This is a genomic window from Natronorubrum halobium (assembly GCF_051351675.1).
Taxonomy (GTDB): Archaea; Halobacteriota; Halobacteria; order Halobacteriales; family Natrialbaceae; genus Natronorubrum.
The window spans coordinates 1,851,119-1,872,753 of sequence record NZ_CP195595.1; the positions used below are offsets into that span (position 1 = coordinate 1,851,119).

General features: G+C 63.9%; 30 protein-coding genes and 1 tRNA gene. 11 read left to right on the plus strand and 20 right to left on the minus strand.

The features are described 5' to 3' along the window. Positions 1-42: 42 nt before the first annotated feature. The 9 genes from ACSFC7_RS09140 to trmY form a co-directional block, all read right to left on the minus strand. A complete protein-coding gene (locus tag ACSFC7_RS09140; RefSeq protein WP_436347400.1) occupies positions 43-1,662 on the minus strand; it encodes a DUF7845 domain-containing protein in 1,620 nt (539 codons plus the stop codon). 1 nt (position 1,663) lies between these two features. Next, positions 1,664-1,954, minus strand: coding sequence for a hypothetical protein (locus ACSFC7_RS09145; protein ID WP_436347401.1), 291 nt, complete (start codon positions 1,952-1,954; stop codon positions 1,664-1,666). Next, positions 1,951-2,472 (minus strand): hypothetical protein, encoded by a 522-nt coding sequence (locus ACSFC7_RS09150; protein WP_436347402.1) that lies wholly within the window; start codon positions 2,470-2,472, stop codon positions 1,951-1,953. Before ACSFC7_RS09150 ends, ACSFC7_RS09145 begins: the two co-directional genes overlap by 4 nt. Then, positions 2,469-3,242: a hypothetical protein gene (locus ACSFC7_RS09155; RefSeq protein ID WP_436347403.1), complete on the minus strand. Its 774-nt coding sequence runs from the start codon at positions 3,240-3,242 to the stop codon at positions 2,469-2,471. The genes ACSFC7_RS09150 and ACSFC7_RS09155 overlap by 4 nt, the downstream gene beginning before the upstream one ends. After that, positions 3,239-3,577 carry a hypothetical protein gene (locus ACSFC7_RS09160; RefSeq protein ID WP_436347404.1) on the minus strand — a complete coding sequence of 113 codons (339 nt, stop codon included), beginning with the start codon at positions 3,575-3,577 and terminating at the stop codon, positions 3,239-3,241. Before ACSFC7_RS09160 ends, ACSFC7_RS09155 begins: the two co-directional genes overlap by 4 nt. Beyond that, complete coding sequence (locus tag ACSFC7_RS09165; RefSeq protein WP_436347405.1) at positions 3,570-4,157, minus strand: DnaJ domain-containing protein; 588 nt, start codon at positions 4,155-4,157, stop codon at positions 3,570-3,572. Before ACSFC7_RS09165 ends, ACSFC7_RS09160 begins: the two co-directional genes overlap by 8 nt. Further along, on the minus strand, positions 4,150-4,392 hold the full coding sequence (locus tag ACSFC7_RS09170) for a DUF7563 family protein (protein ID WP_436347406.1): 243 nt from the start codon (positions 4,390-4,392) through the stop codon (positions 4,150-4,152). Before ACSFC7_RS09170 ends, ACSFC7_RS09165 begins: the two co-directional genes overlap by 8 nt. A 55-nt stretch (positions 4,393-4,447) precedes the next feature. Next, positions 4,448-4,520, minus strand: a tRNA-Pro gene (locus ACSFC7_RS09175). Positions 4,521-4,602: 82 nt separating this feature from the next. Further along, a complete protein-coding gene (gene trmY, locus ACSFC7_RS09180) occupies positions 4,603-5,199 on the minus strand; it encodes a tRNA (pseudouridine(54)-N(1))-methyltransferase TrmY (protein ID WP_436347407.1) in 597 nt (198 codons plus the stop codon). A 209-nt stretch (positions 5,200-5,408) separates the two neighbouring features. Here trmY and ACSFC7_RS09185 point away from each other — a divergent pair, with 209 nt between their 5' ends. Continuing rightward, positions 5,409-5,594, plus strand: a complete 186-nt coding sequence (locus tag ACSFC7_RS09185; RefSeq protein ID WP_436347408.1) for an HVO_A0556 family zinc finger protein — start codon at positions 5,409-5,411, stop codon at positions 5,592-5,594. Here the strand turns inward: ACSFC7_RS09185 and ACSFC7_RS09190 are convergent. From ACSFC7_RS09190 to ACSFC7_RS09205, 4 genes are all read right to left on the minus strand, one after another. Next, the gene (locus ACSFC7_RS09190; protein ID WP_436347409.1) at positions 5,591-5,749 is read right to left on the minus strand and encodes a hypothetical protein; all 159 of its coding nucleotides are present in this window, start codon (positions 5,747-5,749) and stop codon (positions 5,591-5,593) included. The genes ACSFC7_RS09185 and ACSFC7_RS09190 overlap by 4 nt on opposite strands. A 154-nt stretch (positions 5,750-5,903) precedes the next feature. Next, on the minus strand, positions 5,904-6,092 hold the full coding sequence (locus ACSFC7_RS09195) for a hypothetical protein (protein WP_436347932.1): 189 nt from the start codon (positions 6,090-6,092) through the stop codon (positions 5,904-5,906). Between the two features lie 10 nt (positions 6,093-6,102). Beyond that, a complete protein-coding gene (locus tag ACSFC7_RS09200; RefSeq protein ID WP_436347933.1) occupies positions 6,103-6,306 on the minus strand; it encodes a DUF7511 domain-containing protein in 204 nt (67 codons plus the stop codon). Positions 6,307-6,593: 287 nt separating this feature from the next. Further along, complete coding sequence (locus tag ACSFC7_RS09205) at positions 6,594-7,700, minus strand: S1C family serine protease (RefSeq protein WP_436347410.1); 1,107 nt, start codon at positions 7,698-7,700, stop codon at positions 6,594-6,596. A gap of 157 nt (positions 7,701-7,857) precedes the next feature. Here ACSFC7_RS09205 and ACSFC7_RS09210 point away from each other — a divergent pair, with 157 nt between their 5' ends. Beyond that, the gene (locus ACSFC7_RS09210) at positions 7,858-9,231 is read left to right on the plus strand and encodes a tRNA pseudouridine(54/55) synthase Pus10 (RefSeq protein WP_436347411.1); all 1,374 of its coding nucleotides are present in this window, start codon (positions 7,858-7,860) and stop codon (positions 9,229-9,231) included. Between the two features lie 89 nt (positions 9,232-9,320). On the opposite strand, the gene ACSFC7_RS09215 is transcribed toward ACSFC7_RS09210, so the two are convergent. After that, a complete protein-coding gene (locus tag ACSFC7_RS09215; RefSeq protein WP_436347412.1) occupies positions 9,321-9,587 on the minus strand; it encodes a hypothetical protein in 267 nt (88 codons plus the stop codon). Positions 9,588-9,692: 105 nt separating this feature from the next. On the opposite strand from ACSFC7_RS09215, the gene rnhB reads away from it, so the two are divergent. From rnhB to ACSFC7_RS09230, 3 genes are all read left to right on the plus strand, one after another. Continuing rightward, positions 9,693-10,388 (plus strand): ribonuclease HII, encoded by a 696-nt coding sequence (gene rnhB, locus ACSFC7_RS09220; RefSeq protein ID WP_436347413.1) that lies wholly within the window; start codon positions 9,693-9,695, stop codon positions 10,386-10,388. Positions 10,389-10,444: 56 nt separating this feature from the next. Beyond that, positions 10,445-11,458 (plus strand): sodium:calcium antiporter, encoded by a 1,014-nt coding sequence (locus ACSFC7_RS09225; protein WP_436347414.1) that lies wholly within the window; start codon positions 10,445-10,447, stop codon positions 11,456-11,458. Positions 11,459-11,552: 94 nt separating this feature from the next. Further along, positions 11,553-11,657: a DUF7563 family protein gene (locus ACSFC7_RS09230; RefSeq protein ID WP_436347415.1), complete on the plus strand. Its 105-nt coding sequence runs from the start codon at positions 11,553-11,555 to the stop codon at positions 11,655-11,657. Between the two features lie 34 nt (positions 11,658-11,691). On the opposite strand, the gene ACSFC7_RS09235 is transcribed toward ACSFC7_RS09230, so the two are convergent. Continuing rightward, entirely contained in the window at positions 11,692-13,323 is a 1,632-nt protein-coding gene (locus ACSFC7_RS09235; protein ID WP_436347416.1) for a preprotein translocase subunit SecD, read from the minus strand. Beyond that, on the minus strand, positions 13,323-14,207 hold the full coding sequence (gene secF / locus ACSFC7_RS09240; RefSeq protein WP_436347417.1) for a protein translocase subunit SecF: 885 nt from the start codon (positions 14,205-14,207) through the stop codon (positions 13,323-13,325). Before secF ends, ACSFC7_RS09235 begins: the two co-directional genes overlap by 1 nt. Positions 14,208-14,258: 51 nt before the next feature. Here secF and ACSFC7_RS09245 point away from each other — a divergent pair, with 51 nt between their 5' ends. Further along, the gene (locus ACSFC7_RS09245; protein ID WP_436347418.1) at positions 14,259-14,699 is read left to right on the plus strand and encodes a hypothetical protein; all 441 of its coding nucleotides are present in this window, start codon (positions 14,259-14,261) and stop codon (positions 14,697-14,699) included. A 28-nt stretch (positions 14,700-14,727) separates the two neighbouring features. Here the strand turns inward: ACSFC7_RS09245 and ACSFC7_RS09250 are convergent, their stop codons facing one another. After that, complete coding sequence (locus tag ACSFC7_RS09250; protein ID WP_436347419.1) at positions 14,728-15,201, minus strand: DUF5812 family protein; 474 nt, start codon at positions 15,199-15,201, stop codon at positions 14,728-14,730. A 173-nt stretch (positions 15,202-15,374) separates the two neighbouring features. Between ACSFC7_RS09250 and ACSFC7_RS09255 the strand changes: the two genes are divergently transcribed. From ACSFC7_RS09255 to ACSFC7_RS09265, 3 genes are all read left to right on the plus strand, one after another. Beyond that, on the plus strand, positions 15,375-15,680 hold the full coding sequence (locus ACSFC7_RS09255; RefSeq protein ID WP_436347420.1) for a hypothetical protein: 306 nt from the start codon (positions 15,375-15,377) through the stop codon (positions 15,678-15,680). Between the two features lie 30 nt (positions 15,681-15,710). Next, positions 15,711-16,181, plus strand: coding sequence for a response regulator (locus tag ACSFC7_RS09260; protein WP_436347421.1), 471 nt, complete (start codon positions 15,711-15,713; stop codon positions 16,179-16,181). 368 nt (positions 16,182-16,549) lie between these two features. Next, positions 16,550-17,359: a TrmB family transcriptional regulator gene (locus ACSFC7_RS09265; protein WP_436347422.1), complete on the plus strand. Its 810-nt coding sequence runs from the start codon at positions 16,550-16,552 to the stop codon at positions 17,357-17,359. A 91-nt stretch (positions 17,360-17,450) separates the two neighbouring features. On the opposite strand, the gene ACSFC7_RS09270 is transcribed toward ACSFC7_RS09265, so the two are convergent. After that, positions 17,451-17,903 (minus strand): response regulator, encoded by a 453-nt coding sequence (locus ACSFC7_RS09270; RefSeq protein WP_436347423.1) that lies wholly within the window; start codon positions 17,901-17,903, stop codon positions 17,451-17,453. A gap of 104 nt (positions 17,904-18,007) precedes the next feature. On the opposite strand from ACSFC7_RS09270, the gene ACSFC7_RS09275 reads away from it, so the two are divergent. Continuing rightward, on the plus strand, positions 18,008-19,309 hold the full coding sequence (locus ACSFC7_RS09275; RefSeq protein WP_436347424.1) for a glucose-6-phosphate isomerase: 1,302 nt from the start codon (positions 18,008-18,010) through the stop codon (positions 19,307-19,309). A 127-nt stretch (positions 19,310-19,436) separates the two neighbouring features. Next, entirely contained in the window at positions 19,437-20,555 is a 1,119-nt protein-coding gene (locus tag ACSFC7_RS09280) for a CPBP family intramembrane glutamic endopeptidase (RefSeq protein ID WP_436347425.1), read from the plus strand. 18 nt (positions 20,556-20,573) lie between these two features. Here the strand turns inward: ACSFC7_RS09280 and ACSFC7_RS09285 are convergent, their stop codons facing one another. Both ACSFC7_RS09285 and ACSFC7_RS09290 read right to left on the minus strand, forming a co-directional pair. Further along, complete coding sequence (locus ACSFC7_RS09285) at positions 20,574-21,032, minus strand: NOB1 family endonuclease (protein WP_436347426.1); 459 nt, start codon at positions 21,030-21,032, stop codon at positions 20,574-20,576. A gap of 4 nt (positions 21,033-21,036) precedes the next feature. After that, positions 21,037-21,282, minus strand: a complete 246-nt coding sequence (locus ACSFC7_RS09290) for a PRC-barrel domain-containing protein (protein WP_436347427.1) — start codon at positions 21,280-21,282, stop codon at positions 21,037-21,039. Between the last annotated feature and the right edge of the window lie 353 nt (positions 21,283-21,635).

A 21,635-nucleotide genomic window follows, 5' to 3' on the forward strand; every position in this document is an offset into this window, starting at 1 on the left:
TAAATGAAGCAAAGGGGTAGCGTTGCCACTACTCGGGCCGGTTCATCGATCGGCGACAGTGCCGACGAATCCGGTTTCGCTCCCGCCGCCGGGAGTCTTCCAGGTCAGCTCGACACCGCGGAGAACCGTCGGATCGTTCCCCGACTTCGACCACTTCTCGAGCGCTTCCGCGGCGATCGCCTCGACGGTCTCGAAGCTATCGAACTTCAGTCGCGAGAGAATCGTATCGACTCGCATCCGTCGGGGGTCACCGTTCTCGTCGAACTCGAGGTCGGCACCGTTCTCTGCAAGCCACTTCTGGAACGGCGAGGACTCCGCGACGTGGTCCGCCAGTCCCATCAGGTGCTGCATCCGATCGGCGTAACTCTCGATCGCGTACTCGGCGGACTCGACGAGTGCGCGGAGTTCCTCTCGATACTTTCGAGCACGGAACGACACGTCGCCCTGGTCGAGCTCGAGGACGTCGCCAAGGTCTTGGATCGCTCGGTAGATTGTCGCGGGGTGTTTCCCCAGCTCGTCGGCGAGATCGTCGACCGTCACTCCGCCATCGGTCGCAACCCGCTCAGTAACGTTTCGAGCAGTCTCACCCATGTCTCGCAGCGTCGTCATCAGCAGGTGGTCCGTCTTCGCCTCGAGGCGCGGCGTGGGATCTTCGTAGAGTTCCACGGACTGATCACGAGCCACCGCGTCGAAATGGTCGTCAGCGATGTAGACGCCGTTCCCATCGGGACCGAGCGGGATGTCTTCCCAGTGGAGCGCGTTCAAGAGCGTCTCCTCGATTTGCTCGGTCACCGCGTGGCGATCGGCCCATGCCCATGCCTCGCGGTCGTTCATCGACTTGTTCACCAGCACCTCTACCTTCGGATGGTAGGACGGGTGATCTTTCGAGACTGCGTCCGGGTCCTTCAGCTGGTAGATCTCGAACTTCCGTCCGTAGGTGTGTCCCGGTAGCAGCTTACTGGCCGACGCCGGATTCAGAAATAGCCGGTTCTGGTGGTTGATCGTCTCCTCGTTGTCGATGTGGAGTTCCGCCTTCACGCCCTTGAGGTCGGACAGATAGAGCGCGACCTTCTGGAGCACACCGGCCGACGAGAGCTTTTCTGCCCACTCGCGTCGAATCCGGACGTACCGCTCGTACGCCCACATTCGGCTCGCTGAGTGCGGTTCCGTCCGGAAGTACTCGGGATGAACTCGCTCGTTCGCGTGTTCGAATACCGCCACATAGAACTCCGGCAGCAACTCGAGGCCGCGCTCGGGTTCGATGTTGCTGGTGTGGAACTCAACGTCGACGCCGTCGACCTCGCCGACCTGATTCTCCCACGGGAGCTGAATCGGGTCGCCGGTCTCCCAGTGGCGCATATTCGGAAACCGCGGCGAAATGTTGTACGACGCCTTCCGTTCACCGCGCCCACGGCCCACGATATCCCATTCGTACAGCCGTTCAGCGTTGATCCCGTCCGATAGTCGCGGCGCGAACCCAGACTTGCTGTACCGCACCTCAAGGTGCCAGGGCTCGCCGCTGATCTCGACGTCCAGTTCCAGGTAGCCTTCGAACGGCGGACCGAGCATCACCGACGACAGCGCATCGTACGGACCGCGACCCCAGTCGGGCCACTTCCAGCGGCCCTCGATCTCGTGCGGGGTCGTCTCGACTTGAGACACGCTACTCACCTTGCTCCGACTCGAGCAGACCGGTCAGCACCGCAACCGGGTTCCACCACGTCGCACTCCCGCAACGGTGGCAGACGTGCTTGAACGACGTGAGGTCCGTCGACTCGAGGGAAGCGGGATCGACCTGCGGATGCTGGTCCATCTCCTCGGGACGCGCGCGTTTAACGTGCGTCCGCCCACAGCCCACGCAGATCGCATCGACGGGAATACCGACGCGACCAGAACTCGTGCTCGCTAACTCCGCCTCGAGGTCACGATCGTCGCGACCGGTATCGACGCTCATCGAGGCCACCCCACGGTGACCGACGGATCGACGCCCGTTGGATCAATCACGTGCGACCACGCGAGTTTCGCGACCTCCTGTTCGGAGCGCGACCCGCCGACGTCGTACCACCGCCCGGACAGCAGCTCGTCGACGATTGTCGCCGGGACGATCGCACGGGCGACCTGGGGCAGTCCCGGTCGCGGCAGATAGACCACGAGTAGGTACATCCCGCCCGCCTCGAGCAACTGCTCGTGAGCGCTGCGTTTGACGTAGAACCGGCCTCGAGTCGACCGACTGCCGTTGCTCGTCTCGATTTGACAGCCTTTGATCTCGACTGGTGTCTCGGGCTCGACGAGAACGATGCCGTAGAATGGCAGCGATCGGCTCGCCTCGAGGACGGCCGTCGTTCGTGCATCGTGCCAGGTGGCCGTGCGGTCACCGACGTACTCCAGGGCGTCGACTACCTGCACGATCTCCGCCTCGAGGGCGTCACCGCTGGCCTTCGGACTCTCGAGTTCGGACGTCCGCGAACTCATCGAGAATCACCGCCCTCGCGGTCAGTAGCCGTGTTTAGTGTGCGCGAGTTTCCGCCGTCCGTGGCTGCAACTAAGGTCTGTTGCTCGTCGTTCCCGAGCTCGCTTTCACGGCGACGACGGTACGCCTCTCGCGCTTCAGGTTCACTATCGATGGCGACCCACTCGCGGCCGAGCCGTTCGGCCGCGATCGCGGCGGGAGCGGTTCCAGCGCACGGGACGACGACTAACTCGCCGGGTTCCGTGATCGACTCGATCCACGCCTCGTATGGCGCGATCGGTTTCACTGATCCCCAGCCGAATCGTTCCTGGGGACGACGAGCGATCTGTCGGACAGATGCGGACCACCGGCGTCCCGTCTCGCCTTTATCGGCGAAGACGACGGAATAACCCCCATTGGCTCCGTACCATCCGGGCGTAGATCGGTCGGGGTCACCGTCTTGGGCTGTGAGCGTGACGCTTCCGACCTTCCTAAAGCCGTTCTGGTAGGTTTCTGCGGCGTCTCCCCACTCCTCCCGGAGATAGTTTACCAGCCTCGGGAGGAACCAGTCGTCAGCATCCGCTATCAGCCAGCCACCTGGCTTGAGAACATCCCGACAGGCGGCCAGGATCTGCTGGGTCTGCTCGAGATCGTGCGTTGGATACTCGACTCCGTAGGCGTCTCCACGCTTCGGTCGCGCCCATGCATCATCCAAGCAGACGACCGCGGCCGACTCGGACTCGAGCGAGCGCAGCTCGTCTATCGCGTCGCCGATTCGGTAAGTGCCGGTCATCCGTGGCTCACCCCGCATTCGGGGCAGACGAGCCCGTTCAGTACGTTGACCTCGAACGACTCACCACAGTCGCAATCGACAGTCTGCGGTTCGGGGGGTTCGCCGAGACTGTAACCGAGTTCGCGGTTGATGATCGATTCGAGTTCTGCAACGCGCTCCTTGAGCTCATCCACTCGGCGTTCAGTATCACTTGAGGAGTGTCCACCATCGGCCCGAATCTCTCGCTCCTCGAGGGCGTGACGAACATCGGCATCGGTCGCCTGATGGGCTGGATGGGCTATGGGCGTCCGACTCTCGACATCGTAGAGTCGACTCGCCGGGACGAACTCACTCATCGAGCATCGCCTCCTCGGCCTCGACGACGCGCTGAAAGCGCTCGCGATCGCCACCCAGGTCAGGGTGATGTTCTTTCTTCTTTGCTCGAGCGGCAGCCTTCACGTCGTCGTCAGTGGCGTCAGGAGCCACCTCGAGAACGTCGTGGTGTGGCTCCGGCGGTGCAACGACATCCTCGTCGGCACTCGGGAGCGCTTGCGTCGAGAACTCCGACTCGACAGTTTGGACACCGTAGCGCTCGAGCGCTCGCTTCGCATTGAGATACTTCGCGATCGACTGCGCGTTATCCCGCAGGTTGTCCCACCGATCGCACGGAACGGCGAACTGCTGGCCGTCTCGCTCGAAGTAGACCACAACGCCCGAATCGTCAGGGTCTCGGTCGGCGTATGGGCGGTGCGGCTCCGCCTGTGTGTGCGGCGCAGCCGTCTTCACCTGCACGTTGCGAGCGTTCATCTTCCGCAGCTCCTCGAGGATGTTCTCGAACGCTCGCGTCCGAGAGACACGGAAGCCGTGTGGGTAGGGCTCGCGGTCCTCGGCCGATGTCCGCTCGAATCCGTCCGGCCACTTGAGGCGTTCAGACATCGGCCTCACCTCCGTGGTGGCCGACGGCCGTCTCCGGATCGGGAATGCCGACGTTAACGCCAGCTGCGGACCCGCGTGTCAGTCGTCGATACGAGTCACACTCTCCGCAGCGATGGGCGCGGTCGCTGTTGTCGCCGTAGACGCGGCAGAAGCGGTCCGAAACGTACGCTCCGCAGTGTTCGCACGTCGTCGAGGTATCAGTCGACGGCCACGGAGCGACCGTCACGCCGACCACCCCGTAGAACGGCCGCTAACTGTCAGGAGATGCGGGAAAAGGGGTTTATATCCAGTGGGCCGGCGCAGATTCGAACTGCGGTTACGGCCACCCGAAGGCCGAAGGATACCAAGCTACCCCACCGGCCCGCATTGACAACTGTGAGCGCCGGATCGTTTAACGGTTGCGAAACCACCGATCGGATCACTGGACAGCAGTTCACACACCCACTCAGAACTGCTCGTAGCCGCCCGTATCCAAGTAGTGGTGGGCCACTGTGATCGCCTGATCAGCGTGTAACAACTCCGGTCCGAGCCGAAGCCGCTGGTCGACGACACCCTCGAGCAACCGCTCTTCGTCGTCGGTGAAGTCCCGGTGATCCGAGAGCACGAACACCGGGTTCTCGAGTCCGCCCGCGTCGACCATCGCCTCGCCGTCCTCGTGTAGCTGCACGACGGTCCCCTCGTCGGCCACTTCCTCGAGCGTCCCCTCGAACCCGCGCCGGTAGAGTTCGACCCCCGGACTGGGCTCGGCAGGCAGCGCCCCGATGGCCTCGTCTCGGTGTTCCAGTGCGTTCCGAACCAGTGCCGCAGTACTCCGTTCGTCGGGGTTCAACCGCCGAAGGTCGCTCCCGTCGAACGTGATCGTGAGTTCGTCCTGAACGACGAGATGGGTGCGGACGTCCTCGCGGATACCGTGGGAGGTGACGAACGAGGCGGTGATCGAACGACAGAGGGCGTCGAGGCGACCGGCCCCGCCCGCGAGGTCGTCGAGCGAGAAGTCGGGCTCGGTCGGCACCTCGTGACCGAGCAGTACGAAGTGGCGCATACCGGAGGAACGACGACCGACGGGATAGCCGCCACGGTTTCCTGGCGGCCGATCCCTCGATACTGTCTAGGGAACCGATACTACGGAATCGCGTGGCACGACGGGGTAATTCAGCCGGTTTCGATCCACCTCTCGTCTCGATTTGGGGGTAATTGACACTGCATAGGCATGGCCAACCGTTTCCAGTGTCTCGGCACTGTAATCCGTATATGGCGAAATCACAGTCGTCACAGATGAGCGGCGACGATCCGCAGTTACTCGCGATCCTCGAGGGACAGGACTGTCCCGACTGCGACGGCGGCGAACTCGAGCGCGGCACCTACAAGGAGAACCGAGCGGTGATCTGTGACAGCTGCGACACGCCGCGTGCCCAGCTGTGGCAGACGGTGGACTAACGCTCGAGCGCGCCGATCCAGGCGTCGGTGCCGTGTTTGGCACACCAGTCGTCGTGGGCGTCGTAACAGCCCGCATCCATCGCGGCCCCACACTCACACCAGGTTTGCTTTTCGCGCGGGACGTCTCGGGTACAGAGCGGACAACGGGTACGCATACGCGACGCTCCCACGACGAGTACCGTATGCCTTTCATCGGGTTCGCTGACCAGTCCTCGAGACGAACTGAACTCGGAGGCGCATCGCCTGTCGACTCACTCGCCGACGCAGCGACGGCGACCCCAGAGCAGCCTCGAGACCCCGACCGCTCGGTCACCGCGTCCGCGAGTCGGGGTACTCGTGGCCGACGATCAGGGCGAGCGCGTGAACGGCGAGCAGTCCGAACAGAAGCGACAGCGCACCGACCGAGTCGATGCCGGAGAGAAACACGGGGAGATAGGCGACCGGCAGGAGGGTGCCGAGCCAGAAGCACGCAGCAGTGATCGCGTGGCCCAGGTGGATGGTCATGGCATTAGCGCATCGAATCGAGTGCGACGAACGAGCCTTCGTGGGCGGAGATCCAGTTAGTCATCAGGGCGTCTTCGCTCGCTTCTCGCGGGAAGATCGCGCACTCGTCCGGAGCGTCGTCGTTCTCGACGGTCACGTGATCGAGTTCCGTCGTCGGTTCGTCGGGGACCGGTTGCGTGTCGCCGTCCGTGTTGATGTCCGTGTTCATGTGTGACGGGCGATGGGGTATCGCGCTGTCCATGGGTACCCGAGAGTATCCTATTGTTATCGACCTTCTACTCCATTGAACAGTAACGATCGCGTTCAGTTCCGCCCCAGTTCAGATCGTTCACTCACGGAAACGAGAACGAAATCGCCGCTAACGTGTACGACGGGGTTACGGCCATCCCGTCACTCATTGCCGCCAAATCTGTCGGTGTAGGTGACCCTTTCGGACCGTCTCACCGGCGATCGATCGACGCAACTGGGGTAAACTCGAGGAGAAGGGGCACCGAACTATCGAGTCGACGGACGGCTTCCGAGGGTCAGCGACTCCGTGGTTTCCGTCCCGTCCCGCCAGCATTCGATCTCGATCGTGTCGCCCGGACTGGTCTCGAGTTCGAGATACGTCGAGAGCGCGTGGCGGTCGGGGATCGGTTCGCCGTCGATCTCGAAGATGACGTCGCCGCCGACCGGAATCGGATCGCCTTCCCGGCGGATCGTGGCTTCCTCGAGGACGCCGTCGGCGGCCTCGCCGGGTTCGACGTGGGTGACGATGATGCCGGTCCGTTTAGGGAGGTCGTTCGCCTCTGCGATGTGGCGATCGACGGTTGCGAGTCCGATTCCCATGTAGGGGTGCTCGTACTCGCCGGTGTCGATAATCGAGGGGACGACGCGACTCGTCATCGCCGCCGAGATCGCGAAGCCGATGTTGTCGCCGCCGCCGGCGTTGATGACGCCGATAACGTCGCCGTCGAGATCGACGAGCGGACCGCCGCTGTTCCCGGGGTTGACCGCGGCATCGGTCTGGATCACGTTCGAGTAGGCGAAGTCTCGATCGAACGTATCGAGCGTCCGATCGACGCCGCTGACGATCCCCCTCGTCATCGTCCCCTCGAGACCGAACGGGTTGCCGATCGCGAGCACCTCCTGTCCGACCACCGGGTACTCCTCGGACAGCGACAGCGGCGTCGCTTCGTCGGGAACGTGATCTGCCTCGAGAACGGCCAGATCGCTGTAGTAGTCGGTGCCGACGAGTCGCGTGCTCGTCCAGTCGCCGTTGACGTACTGCAGATCGATCTCGTCCCCGTCGGCGACGACGTGGTCGTTCGTGACGACGTGGGAGTCGTCGAAGAGAAACCCGGAGCCCTGGCCCTGCCCTACTTCGCCGGTGAGCGGATCTTCGATACCGAAGACCTGGACCTGCGTGACCGAGTCGATGACCGCCTCGTAGACGTCGGTGTAGGTCGATCCCTCGGCGAGATCGTCCCGGTCGATCTGACTCGAGGAGTTCCCTTCCATCGAATGCGCTGTCCTGGGCTCGGCACAGCCGGCGAGCGCGCCGCCGAGTCCGGTGCCGGCGAGCGCGAGAAAACCGCGCCGATCCAGTACGGAGTCGTTCATGTCCGGTGGATGGCACCCTACCCATTTGAAGCTCCGGGCTCACGTGTGTTGATATGTCGGCGGGAGAATCGTTCGACCGGTACGCGACGCAGCCACCAGGAGTGACGCGCCCGCCGAAGGGAAAACGTGTTACCCGCGGCCGCCCGATTTCCGGGATATGATCACGGACGACGCCTGGGCGTTGCTCGAGACGGGAGCCATCTGCGACTCCTGTCTCGGCCGCCCCTTCGCCGCACGGAGTTTCGGACTGACGAACGACGAGCGCGGCCGGGCGCTGCGCACGACGGTTGCGATGGCAGACGACGAGGACTTCGAGCCCGTCGACCCCGCGGACTGCTGGGTCTGTGAGGGCTACTGCGGTACCTTCGACGCGATCGCCGAAACGATCGTCGACGCGCTCGAGACCGTCGACTTCGACACCTATCAGGTCGGCTCTCGCGTCCCGCCGCTGGTCGAAGAGAACGAGCGACTCCTTCGCGAAGACGCCGGCCTCGAACCCGACGTCGGCGAGTCGCTCAAACGCGAGGTCAACCGCGAGGTCGGCATTCGCATCGGGGACACGACGGGAACCGACGTGGACTTCGACCGCCCGGACGTCCTCGCGATCGTCGACCTCGAGGGGTTCGACCCCTTCGAAGCGCTCGACGCCGACGCCGTCACGAGCCACGCGGTCGACGTGCAGGTCAACCCCGCGTTCGTCTACGGCCGCTACCGCAAACTCGAGCGGGATATCCCCCAGACCGAGTGGCCCTGCAGGGAGTGCGGCGGGAGCGGCATTCAGTTGGCCGATACGGGCGAGGAGCCCTGCGACTACTGCGGCGGCTCGGGCTACCTGTACGATACGAGCGTCGAACAGGTCGTCCGTCCCCACGTCGTCGACGCGATGGGCGGCGACGAGGGCACCTTCCACGGCGCGGGCCGCGAGGACGTCGACGCCCGGATGCTCGAGGGCGGCCGCCCGTTCGTCCTCGAGGTCAAGCGGCCGAGCACGCGCGAGGTCGACGTCGCCGCCCTCGAGCGCGAGATCAACGAGGCCGCCGGGGGATCGGTCGAGGTCGAGGGCCTTCGACTCGCGACCTACGACATGGTCGAGCGCGTCAAGGAACACGACGCGAGCAAGCAGTACCGCGCGGACGTCGAGTTCGCCGCCCCCGTCGAGGAGAGCGACTTCGAGGCCGCGCTCGAGGAACTCACCGGAACTACCGTCGAGCAGGACACCCCACAGCGCGTCGACCACCGGCGAGCGGCGCTGACGCGCGAGCGGACCGTCTACGAGATGGACGGGGAGCTACTCGAGCCGACCCGGGCCGAGGTTCGGATCCACGGCGAAGGGGGCCTCTACGTCAAGGAACTCGTCAGCAGCGACGACGGCCGCACGGTGCCGAGCCTGGCGGGGGTGCTCGAGACCGACGCCGAGGTGACCGCGCTGGACGTGCTCAGCGTCGAGGGCGAGGAGGAACCGTTCGAACTCGAGGAGTACTTCCGGGACGAGCTGCGTAATGACGGGGAGACGGCGTCGGTAGACGCGTAATTCGTTCTCCCGTACCGAGGACGGGTCATCTCGACCTCACTAACTGGTACCGCTGCTACAAATCGGCGATTTCATCGACGTACGACGGCTCAAGCTGCCGTTTGAGGGCGCGAAAATCCGTCGCTCTCGCGTCCCGCGAGTGAAGCCAGTTGCTCGTACGTGATCGTCGCACCGTAGTACGAAGCGGCGATCTCCTGCTCGATTTCGTCGTCGCATACCGCTTCGTCGATATACTCCCTGAGTGCAGTAGTAAGGATGTCCTCACGATCCGTCTCGAGAGCCGTCGCCAGAATATCCGCTCGTTCGACTAGTTCGTCGGGTGCGCGAAACTGACCCCGCTTCGTGTTCGAACTCATGACCTATCAATTGTTCGTCTAATCTAATAGTAGTAGTAGTAGTGTGTGACTGATCGACGATCGGACAACGCAACGGTTTAGCGGCCGGCCACTGATCCACGTGACATGCAATTCGGCGTCGACGAAGCCGGGAAGGGGCCGGTGTTCGGATCGATGTTCGCCGCAGCAGTCTCACTCGAGGACTCGGCGATCCTTCCCGACGGCATCGCGGACTCGAAGCGACTCGCACCCGAGCGCCGCGAGGAACTGGCGGCGATCATCCGCGAGGACGACCGGATTCGCGTCGGCGTCGCCGAAATCACGACGGCGCGAATCGACGATCCCGAGACGGACATGAACTCGCTGGCCGTCGCGGCCCACGCCGACGCGATCGACGGCGCCCTCGCGGGACTCGACGACGATGCGCTCGAGTCGTCGTCGATCACCGGGCTCTGTGACGCTTGCGACACCGACGCCGACCGGTTCGCGCGTCGGGTGACCGAGGCCTGTTTTTCACGAGGGTCGCTCGAGGAGTGCATCGACGCCCTCGAGATCGACGCCCGACACGGGGCCGACGACGACTCGCCGGTCGTCGGCGCGGCCAGTATCGTCGCCAAGGTCGAACGCGACGCCCACGTCGCCGCCATCGCCGAGGAGTACGGGCCCGTCGGCAGCGGCTATCCGAGCGACCCGAACACGCGCGAGTTTCTCGAGTCCTACGTCGACGAACACGCCGAACTCCCGCCGTTCGCCCGCGAGTCGTGGTCGACCTGCGAGGACGTGCTGGCCGACGCCCAACAGACGGGTCTCGAGCAGTATTGACGCGTTGCCGATCGCTGTCGACCGTTTTATCCGCTCCCTCGGTGGTACTGTAAGACGTGTTCGACGTTGCCGCGCTCCTCGCGCTCGCCGCCGTCGCGACGGCAGTCGTCTGGAAAGGGAGTACCTGGCTCGAGGAATCGGCCGACGGTCTCGCCGCAGGCTACGGCGTTCCGGCGGTGGTTCAGGGGGCGATCATCGCCGCTGCGGGCTCGAGCATGCCGGAACTGGTGAGCGTCCTCGTCGCGACGCTGCGCCACGGCGAGTTCGAACTCGGGGTCGGTGCGATCGTCGGCTCCGCGGTGTTCAATCTGCTCGTCGTCCCGGCCGTTGCGGCCCTCGCGGCCGACAGCGACGGGATGTCGACGGGAGCGGAACTCGTCTACAAGGAGGCGCTGTTCTACATGCTCGCGGTCGCGTCGCTACTGCTCACGTTCTCGCTCGCGGTCATCTACAACCCGCTCGACGGGCCGGGGCTGCGAGGTGACGTCACGCGTCCGCTCGCGCTGTTCCCGTTGGTTCTCTACGGGCTCTACGTGTTCACCCAGTACCTCGACACTGCGGACCACGAGGGCGAGGCCGATCCCGACGTCGATCTCGGTCGCGCCTGGCTCTGGTTCGGCCTCGGGCTGGCGGTCATCGTCGTCGGCGTCGAAGGACTCGTCCAGGCCGCACTCGGCCTCGGAGACGCGTTCGGGACGCCCGCGTTCCTCTGGGGGATGACCGTCGTCGCCGCCGGGTCGAGCATTCCGGACGCGTTCGTCAGTATCACCGCTGCGCGATCGGGGCGGCCGTCGGTCAGCCTCGCGAACGTGCTCGGAAGCAACGTCTTCGACCTGCTCGTCGCGGTGCCGGTCGGCGTGCTCGTCGCGGGCACCCTGGCGATCACGTTCGCCCACATCGTCCCGATGATGGGCTTTCTGATCCTCGCGACGATCGTCTTCTTCACCATCGTCCGAACCGACATGCTGCTCTCGGAGCGAGAGGCCTGGACCCTGCTCGTGCTCTACGGGCTGTTCGTCGTCTGGCTGCTCCTCGAGAGCGTCGGAGCGTCGGATATCGTCCCGACCTGATCCGAGCGGGTTCGTCTTCCGAACGGACTCGCGGTGGCTGCGATCGCAGGCTTCCCGCTCATTGCCGTCGCGGCGCCCAGTTGCTGTGTTCGTTATGCCGATCTGCACCAACTGCAACAACCCCGTCTCTCTCGACTTCGCACGCGCCTACGGCGACGAGGGCACCGTCGACTGGTGTCCGCGCTGTCGAGACGAGTAAGTGAGAATCGAATCGAAATCGACGATGCTGCCGTCTATTTGTTCGTCAGTAGCCGCTGGAGGATGTCCCCGTAGGCGGGACGGGTGATCAGGACCCCGATCAGCACGCCGAGGATGGTGATGATCGCGAACCCTCGGAGGTCGCCGAGACTCAACACGGCAAGCGGCGACATGGCGATGATCGTCGTCGCCGCGGCGGCGCCGATGACCCAGAACGCTTTCCGGAAGCGGGATTCGAACACCCGCTGTGAGTTGACGTCACCCTCGTCCATCACCTCGTCGGCGATGATGATGAGGTCGTCCACCCCCGTCCCGACGACGGCGATGAAGCCGGCGACGTGGGAGAGATCCAGCGGCATGCGTATCAGCGCCGCGAAGCCGAGCAGGATGACCACCTCGGCCATCGCGGTGACGATCATCGGCGAGGCCACCCGGACGTCACGGTATCGGAGGAAGACGACCCCGCTGACGGTCAGCACCGACAGCGCGCCGATCACCAGCGAGTAGAGCTTGAACTGGTCGGCGAGCGCAGGCGACAGCGAGTAGGTCTGTTCCTGATCGAAGTCGAGCGGTGCGGCAAGCGAACCGGACTGGAGGCTCACCGAGAGGCTCTGGGCCTGTTGCTGGTTCGGCGCGCCCATGATGAACGAGGGGTCACTGGCCCATTCCTCGTTGGCCATCGGCGTGGCGAGATTCTGTCCCATCGAGTGGGCGTCGATGACCTCCCCGTCGACGACCGTCAACAGACAGTACTGTTGCCCTTCGTGATCGAAATCGACCCCGTCTTCGGCCCCGCTGAGCGTACACTGCCCTTGTCCTTCGCGGGTGAACCCGAGGTCGTTCATATCGTCCTGGAACCCGGGCGCGGCGTTGCTGTCGACTTCGACCGGCACCTCGTAGCCGGACCCTCGCTCGGCCGCCTGCGGCGGGTCGACGGTCGCGATATCGCTGTCGCCCTCCAGGACGGTTTGGTTCGTTTGTTCGCCGTCCTCGGGATAGTACGCGACGACTTCGACGATGCCGCGTTCGGAGAGGAGTTCGCGAAGTTCGTCGGGATCCATGTCCGGAACCTCGGTGACGATGTAATAGTTGCCCCCGATCTGTTCGGACTCGTAGGCGTCGCCGCCGTCGAGTCCGGCCGCGTTGATCTTCTGCTGGATCGTCGAGACCATCTGTGCGCGCGTCGAGTCGGTCACTCCGTCCCGAATGTCCTCGTCCGGGTCGACCTCGACGCCGGCCTCGGCGAGCGCTGCGGCGAACTGTTCTTCGGTCACCTCGTCGGTGAAGATTTCGGCGTGCACCTCGCCGTCGTCGTCGGCGCTGACGCGTGCATCGCCCGTCTCGAGGTCGAACTCGTCGTTGCTGTACAGCGTGTTCTCGATCTCGGTGAGCCGTTCGTTGTCGACGGTTCCCGCTTCCTCGTCGACGGCGCCGGCGTCGATGTTCTCGGCGGTCATCCCGACGACCGGCGCGCTAATTCGAGTCCCGCCGTCGAGTCCGAGCCCGTACTCCAGGTTCGTCGGGTTGTCGTCGACGCTCTCGTTGCCGACGTAGCTGTCGTCGGCCATGATCCCGCCGGGGATGAAGAGGGCGACGAGCGCGAAGGTAACGAAGACGACCAACAGCATGAGCCGCCAGTACTCCTTGGCGAAACTGATCGGCCCCATTACGATCGCACCCCGTGGAACTTGTACCAGCGAAGCAGACTCAGGTTGAGCATGTACGTGTTCATCAGGTCGGCTGCGAGACCGACGAAGAGGATGATCCCGATCGACGCCAGCAACTCGACGCCGAACAGCCACGCGGCGATCCCCATTACGAGCATCGCGGCCATCGACGTGACCGTCATCGTGACACCGGTCTGTGTCGCTCGGAGGGTGCTCTCGTAGAAGTCACCCTGTCGCCGCAGCACGTGGTTGTTCAACAGGATGTCGGAGTCGACCGAGTAGCCGATCAGCATCAACAGTGCCGCGACGGTTCCCAGCGAGAGCGAGATGCCGGTGACCGCCATGAACGCGAGCGGGATCACGAGGTCCGAAAGCGCCGAGAGCACGATCGCGATCGACGGCACGAACGTCCGAAAGAACAGGAACGCCAGGACGCTCATTCCGAGGAACGCGACGGCGATTCCCAGGAGCGCGGTCCGCTGGGTCTGCTCGCCGAAGCTTTCCGAGACCGTCGACTCCTGCTGGACGATGTCGGCGTCACCATCCTGTTCCAGGTTCCGTTCGGCCTGTTCGGTCAACGACGTGAGATCGGTCGAGGCGAACTGGACGATGTACTGGTTCTCCGTGTCGGGGGCGGTGACCGCCTGGACCGACTCGGGTTCCTCGTCGAACGCCTGCACGATTTCCTCCTCGGAGGACGTCGTCTGGACGGTCAGCTCGGAACCGCCGGAGAAGTCCATCCCTAACTGGACTGGCGTTCCGGTCACGAGAAACGAGCCAGTGAGGACGAGCAATGCAACCGCGAGAACGGCTAGCGGCACCGCCGCGAGTTGGCGGTTGCTGTACCGGGTGTAATTGAACTCCGGTACGTCAAAATACCCCATATACCCGACCACTGGGAGTCAGCTAAAGTAAGCCTTCTCAATTTCTACAGCATGTTTTTCGAAGAACGTTACTGTCATTCCGGTGATTTGAAGCCGCTCGAGCCCGTTCCAACAGTTATGTCCCCTGAACCAGGTCAGAATTCCGGACGATCGATCGAACCGACCGATCAGCCGGGTGGAACGACCGCCGATCGCGTCGTGGTTTCGTATCCCGCCGACCTCTCGGACTGGGGCCGATTTCAGGTCGAGAAGCCGTCGTTCCGGGCGTTCCTGCGCAAGACTCGAGACGAGGCTCGAGCGGGCGACGTCTGGGCGGAGTTCGTCGGCGTCGGTTGCTGCGGCAACACCCTCGACGTGCCGTTGCGAGTCGAACGCGTCGACGGCGGTGCCCGAATCGACGGCGAGACCGAGATCAGTTACGAGGTTCGGGAGGCCTGCGGCCTCGAGGGGAGCTGGCGCGTCCAGAGCGAGGGTGGGCCGAACCGGGCGTGAGCGTCTCGGGGAGCGAAGAGCGCCGCGTTCAGTCGGGCAGATACCGCACGCTCAACACGCCGTCGTCGGGAGACCGGCGAACCTCCACGCGAACCGCCTCGAGCCGTGCCGCACGCGCGATCGTCTCCTCGTCCTCGAGGACGTCCTGTGCGGCCGCCTCGGTCTCGTCTTCGGGTACGCGGAAGACGTGAATCTCGCCGGTGCCGGCGCGTTCTTGTTGAACCAGATCGCCGACCTCGGCGTCAGCGGCCAACTCCGTCTCCAGTTGCGTCGGCTCGAGGTCGCTATCGACCAGGTCGATCGAGCGCCGGTCGTCGACCTCGACGACCTGCCAGGTGACCTCGAGCGGCGGGTCGGGGGCGATGGTCGCCTCGAGGACGTCGTGGACCTCGAGACCGGGGTTCGATGCCAGGGTGTGAACCTGTGCGGTCTCGACGTCGCGGACGACGGCCGACTCGCTCTCGGCGTGGGTGACGACGAACGTGCCGGTTGTTTCGGTCATGATCGGTCGTACGAAGGGCGTCGGTTTCCGGGTTTCGGCTTTCGGTCGACGCTCGATGGACTCGCATCGCTCGAAAACGGACGCGACACCGCATTCACTCGCTTACTCAAAACTCACATTGAAGTGAAAATGGGCGGGAGTAAACAGCATTCGTGAGCAATACACGGCCGTCTATGGCAGCAATATACGATAACCTGTTCAACGCGTTGGCGAACCCGGAACGACGACGGATACTGTTCGACCTCGCGAAGCAACCGGAGTCGGTCAATATCGACTCGCCTCCCGACGCACTCGCGGATGGTGGAGACGCAGCCATCGAACGACACCACGTCCATCTCCCCGCGTTAGCGGAGCACGGGTTCATCGACTGGTATCCGAGCGCGAACGCTATCGAAGCGGGCCCTCGATTCGACGAGATCAGGCCGATTCTAACCGTGCTGGCCGATCACCGCGAATCGTTCTCGGTCCCGTTGTCGTAGCCGCGCTGTCCCATCTCAGTTTCGGACACTATGTTCACGTCACCGACACGACCGTGTCCCGCGGAACCGATCGATATCCTTCTCGTCGAAGACAGCCCGCACGACGTTCGGCTGATACGGGAGGCCTTCGAGCTACCGGAGCGAGACAGCGGGACGAGACTCCACACGGTTACCCGTGGAACCGACGTCGTGCCGTTTCTTCGACGGGAGGGCGAGTACGAGTCCGTTCCACCGACGAATCTCGTCCTCCTGGATTTGCAGGTACCGAGCCGCGACGGCTGTGAGATTCTCGCGGCGATCGACGACGATCCGCAGTTACGGCAGCTTCCGGTCATCGTGCTCACGAACTCCGAGGCCACGGCCGGTATCGTGCGCAGTTACGAGGCGCACGTCAACGCCTGTCTAACGAAGCCGACGGAGTGGGACGACGTCGTCTCGCTCGTCGAATCCATCGAACGGTTCTGGCTCACGCAGGCGCAGCTCCCGTCGGTATCGGTGTAGTTCGGGCGGTGTATCCGTTCAGGGAAATCGTCCGATCGCTCGAAAGGGCGCCCGCTCTGAAACCGATAGTCGAAGCAATTCTTCTCGTTCGTCGTCCGACGTAGTACCACGACCGAAACGAACAGCGAGGCTCTCGGTCGTATGATCGAAAATCGGCAGGCCCCGTCGTGGTTGGGCCTAACGGGACCTACCACTAGCTCCTACCGAACCCATACTCAAGTAGCTTGTGTGATAATCTGAGTGAATCTGAATTTCAGTTCCGGGCGTGTCTCCGGAAATACTAGTCTCGAGGGACACTCAAACACGAATTCTTTTCCATGCGCACGTGCTATTATAGATGTTCGGATATCCGAATTCGTGGTTGGGCCATGACACAGAACGAACCTACAACGGAGGCGATTAGTCTGCTGCAGGACCTCGGACTACAGGAGTACGAGGCGCGCTGCTTTATCGCGTTGAACAAACTCCCCAGTGGAACGGCAAAAGAGATTCACGAGATCTCCGACGTGCCGCGCACGAGGGTGTACGATGCGATTCGCGTGCTCGAATCGCAGGGATTGGTCGAGGTACAGCACTCGAGTCCACAGCGGTATCGAGCCGTCGGGATCAACGAAGCGACGCAGATCCTTCGACAGAAGTACGCCGATCGGATCGATACGCTCGAGACGTATCTCGAAAACACGGAGATGCAGAACCTGGAGGACGACGAAAACGTCCAGGAGGTCTGGTCGCTGACCGGTCACGACGCGATCGAGTCGCGGACCCTCGAACTCATCGAGAACGCGGAGTCCGAGATCGCGCTCCTCGTCGTCGACGAGGGAATTCTGTCCGAATCGCTGTTCGACGGCCTTCAGCGGGCGGTCGATCGAGACCTCTCGATCCTGCTCGGCGGACAGTCGGAATCGACGGCGGAGACGCTCGAGACGCAACTCCCGTCCACTCGGGTGTTCGAGACCGGTCTCCACTGGCTCACCGGGATCGAGGGCGATAGCGAGGTGGCGATCAGTCGCATACTGCTCATCGACCGAGAGACGCTCCTGATCGGGTCGTACTATCCGGACGGCGAGGAAACTAGCGAGCAGGCCATCTTCGCCAAAGGGCTCCAGAACGGAGTCGTGGTACTGTTGCGCCGGTTAGTGACGGCGGGGTTACCCGAGATACAGGATCCAGCGGTCTAACCACTCTAAGCGTCTACTGCGGCAGCAGCGTTACTCGGTCGGTGTTTTACAAGCGGTCTAGGAGAATGCCCCGGGGGCTTGACCCCGCGGTTCACGACGGTGCGGGCGGATGTCGTACCGAATCGATCCAGAAATCCTCGATCGCCCGTGCTAACGTATCGAACTCGTCGGGGCTGTCCGGTTTCGTCAGATACGCGTTCGCGGCCCGATCGTAACTCTCGGAGATGTCCTCCTCCGTCGCCGAACTCGAGAGGACGAGGATCGGCGGCGGCGGGTAGTCCAGTTCCTCCTTGAGGATCTCTAAAATCCTGAACCCGTCCATCCGCGGGAGGTTCAGATCGAGGAGTACCAGATCGGGGTTGGTACTCGAGGTGTCCGTCTCGCAGACGTCGAAGTATCTCGTCGCCTCTTCGCCGTCGGTGACGACGTGGAACTCGATCTCGCTGTCGATCGATTTGAACGCTTCCTGGGTTAGCCGGACGTCTCCCGGGTTGTCTTCGACGAGGAGGATATCGATGGGTTCGGTAGGTTTGTGGGCAGACATGGTGGTTGCGATAGCTACCGTTGTCAGCCGTGTAAGGCTAGCCCCTACACATGTGGTGATCCGATCACGGAACGTCTTTCACCCCGGCGGTCGCCTGCTCTCGTATGAACGTCGACATCGGCAACGCGCTCGCAGCCGTCGCCTCGCCGGGCGTCTCGAGGGGCTCCCTCGAGCGACTGGACGAACAGGTCGCAGCGGCCCACGAGCGTATCGAGCGGGGGATGGAAACCGGGGAGCACGGCTACGAAGCGCTGAACCTCCCGGAACGGACCGATCCGGACGAGATCAGAGCGGCCGTCGAACCGGTCGCGGACGCCGACGCCCTGATCACCGTCGGCATCGGCGGCAGCGCGCTCGGTGCGGCGACGATCACCGGCGCGCTCGCCGAGGAGAGCGACACCGAGGCCGTCTACCTCGACAACGTCGATCCCGCCTGGGTCTCGAGTCACCTCGAGCGACTCGACCTCGAGAACGCGGCGGTCAACGTGGTCTCGCGCTCGGGGACGACGGCCGAGACGCTGGCGAATTTCTTGGTCGTGCGTGAGGCCTTCGAGGACGCAGGCGTCGACTGGACCGAGCGAACCATCGTTACAACCGGCGAGTCCGGCCCGCTGCGGGACCTCTCGGACCGCCACGACCTGCCGTCGCTGAAGGTCCCCGACGGCGTTCCCGGCCGCTTTTCCGCCCTCTCGGCGGTCGGCCTGGTCGCCGCGGAGGTCTGCGGCCACGATCTCGAGGCCCTGCTCGAGGGTGCGGCCGCCGAGCGCGAGACGCTCTCGGGGTCGCTGTTCGACTGTCCGGCCTACGCCTACGGGGCGGTGAGCTACGCGCTCGACCAGCGCGGGGCCGGGATCAACGCGATGGTTCCGTACGCGGAGTCCCTCGAGACCTCCGCCGAGTGGTTCGCCCAGCTCTGGGCCGAGAGCCTCGGCAAGGACGACCTCGGGCAGACGCCGGTGCGCGCACTCGGCGTCACCGACCAGCACTCCCAACTCCAACTGTATCGCGCGGGTCCGCGGGATAAACTCGTCACGTTCGTCTCGCCGGGCGATCTCGAGGATCGGTCGATTCCCGACACCGACGTCGAGGATCTGGCGTACCTCGGTGACGCGTCGCTCGGGGAGTTGCTCGAGGCCGAGTTCGAGGCGACCGAGGCCAGTCTGGCGGCGGCGGGACGGCCGAACGTCCGGCTCGAACTCGAGCGCGTCGACGAGTACGAACTCGGCGGCCTGCTGTACGGGTTGGAGGCCGCCTGCGTGCTCGCGGGCGAACTCTACGGCGTCAACACGTTCAAACAGCCGGCCGTCGAGTGGGCGAAGAAGGCGACTCGAGGGCTCCTCGGCGGAGGCGACTTCGAAGAGGCTGAAGCCGTCGCCGAGAAGGCGGAGCTTCGGATCGAGCGATAACGGGGGTGCTGCTGAGCGATCGCAGCTCTGCTGGTGTACAGATCTGTCGTGACTGTCTGCGCAGATCGAACGGTGTCGATCGCTCGCGTTCCGGTTCGCCTAAGAGCGCGCACACGAACACCCACGTATGAGCGACACTGCACGGGCCGCCGACGGCGACGGCGTCCCGTTCTCGTCGACCGCCGTCCCCGCCGTGGGAACCGTCCTCTCGGCCATCGTGCTCGTCGCACTGCTGGTCCCCGTTCGAAGCGGGGCCGACGATCTCGCGCTCTGGGTCGCAGCGGCCACCGCAGTCGTCACGACCGGTACCTTTCTCGCACGCCGGCACGCCCTCCTCGAGCGCCGCGTCGCCGGACCGGTCGCCGTCGGCTCGAGTCTCCTCGTCGTCCTCCTGTCGGGCTACGTGATCACGCAGGGATCGCTGGGATCGGTCGTCGTTCCCGGCCTCGAGTGGTCGATCTCGCTGCTGTTCGTGGCGTTCTTCGTGGCGGTGGGGTGCGTCGGCGTCGGTGTCGCCGACCACGCCGGCATCTCGGCGCAGGGATTGCGCCGCCGACTGGGACGGACCGTCGAGATGATGATCGTCGGCGCCGGTGGACTGGTCGGTATCACGATCGCGAGCATCTTCCTGTCGCTCCCCGTCCAACTGACGGGCGGTGACGCGCCGGAGCTGCTGTGGACGGTGATCGAGTATCTCGCCTTCGTGGTCGGACTCGGCGGCGTCGCAGTCGGGTATCTCGCCTTTCGCGAACGCGACCTGTCGTTTATCGACCTCGAGCGACCGACGGCCCGGACGGTCGGCTGGATCGTCGTCGGACTGGTAGTGATCCTCGGAGCGAACGTCGGTCTCTCGGCCCTCATGGGCCTCCTCGGTATCGAGTCCTCCGAGCATACGACGACACAGCGCGCGGTCGAGAACCCCGATCTGCTGTTCGTCATCATACCCGCGATGCTGTTGATCGTCGGCCCGTTCGAGGAACTCCTCTACCGGAACATCGTCCAGAAGTCCCTCTACGAGACGTTCTCGCGGTACGGCGCCGTCGTCGTCGCGAGCGTCGTGTTCACGGCCGTCCACATCCTGGCCTACGCCACCGCCGGTCCGGACCGGATTCTCGCGAGCCTGTCGCTCCTGTTCGTACTCTCGCTGATACTCGGGTTCGTCTACGAGCGAACCGAGAATCTGCTCGTACCGGCGCTCGTACACGGCTGTTACAATGCGACCGTCTTCGCGATGCTCTTCGTCTGAACTCGCGTCGACAGCGGGTTACGAGGGGTTCTTGCGCGCCAGTTCCGAGCCGCAGATCGGACAGCGATCCTTCTGTTCGTCGAACTCGCGGCCACAGCCCTGACACTGGTAGTGCCAGTGGCGCTGTTCGTCGATCCCCTCCCGGGCGATCACTTTGACCGCGACGTTGAGCTTCTCCGCGACGTTTTGCATCGCGTAGTCGTCGGTCACGAGCGATCCGTCGAGCTCGAAGCTCGCGGCGACGAGTCTGATGTCGGTGTCGGAGAGAACGTCCAGGTCGCCGGACTCTTTGGCTGCACGCTTGACCTTCTCCGTCGTGTCCTCGTTGGGAATGTGGATGTGCATCCCCGAGCCTTCCATCGCGTCGTAGCGATAGGCGCTCTCGTCCTCGAGTTCCTCGCGGACGAGCGGGATCGTTGCAGTCTGTTCTGTCGTGTGAAAGTCGTGGATAAACGCCGAGGAGTCGAGAATGTACATACCGTTAGCGCTGGACGACGATGTAGTCTTTCACCGCTTGGACGCGGTTGACGGGAACGAGGAAGCGGCCGCCGTCGTCGCGGTCGAAGTCGACCGCTCGGGACGGCAGCTCTTCGTCGGGTTCGATGACGAGGTCGTGGAGTTTGCCGGATTTGAGGTCCATCGTGATGTTGTAGAGCAGTCCCAGTTCGGTGCCGTCGGATCCCATGACGGACTTCCCCGAGAGATTTTCAGCGAGTATATCGCTCATGCATACCCGTTCTTACTAATCGGTATTAAAAACCACGGCGTCGTCAGACGGATGTCGGTCGCGTCACTCGAAACTGTCGGGCGGTTCGATCCGACGTCTGGCCGCCGAGATCAGTCCTCGACGGTACGTCGAAGCCAGCGGTACTCGGCGCTCGGTGCTGTACGATCCAGACGCTGGCCGCAGCGACGCCTCGAGCGACGAACGGCCGACGTGAGCACGGTCGTCTCGTCCCTGCTCGTCTTCGGAATGGCACCCGATCTGTGGGCGGTTCCCGCTCGCGAACCCGCCGCCGTCGCCGTCGACGCGGCCGAGGATGACGATGGGTTTAACTACCGCTCTACCGACGCCTTAGA